Origin of the sequence: Staphylococcus sp. EG-SA-15 (assembly GCF_017151895.1) — a bacterium.
In the GTDB taxonomy this organism is placed as follows: domain Bacteria; phylum Bacillota; class Bacilli; order Staphylococcales; family Staphylococcaceae; genus Staphylococcus; species Staphylococcus aureus.
On sequence record NZ_JACVZN010000109.1, the window covers coordinates 1 to 254 of the forward strand.

A 254-nucleotide genomic window follows, 5' to 3' on the forward strand; every position below is an offset into this window, starting at 1 on the left:
TTGTATTTCTCGTATAATGATTGCAAACCTTCAAATTGTGAAGTAAAGCCACATTCGCTAGCTGTATTAACAATTAGCATAACGTCACCCTTATATGCATCTAATTTGTAAGTAACACCTTTATTTGGATATTTGACTGCGGCACAACACGGATTCTTTAATGAGAAAATCAAATGGAATTTCACTAAGTTTTTAGTGGATCGCGAAGGTAACGTTGTTAAACGATTTGCACCTCAAAAAAAACCTGTTCAAAT

The 254-nt window shown here is 33.9% G+C and carries 2 pseudogenes; one reads left to right on the forward strand and one right to left on the reverse strand.

Going from position 1 to position 254, the window contains the following annotated elements:
• A pseudogene (locus tag IDG64_RS14555) lies at nucleotides 1-170 on the reverse strand (hypothetical protein); the annotation flags it as partial.
• Here IDG64_RS14555 and IDG64_RS14560 point away from each other — a divergent pair.
• Nucleotides 118-254, forward strand: a pseudogene (locus IDG64_RS14560) (glutathione peroxidase); the annotation flags it as partial. The pseudogenes IDG64_RS14555 and IDG64_RS14560 sit on opposite strands and share 53 nt — an antisense overlap.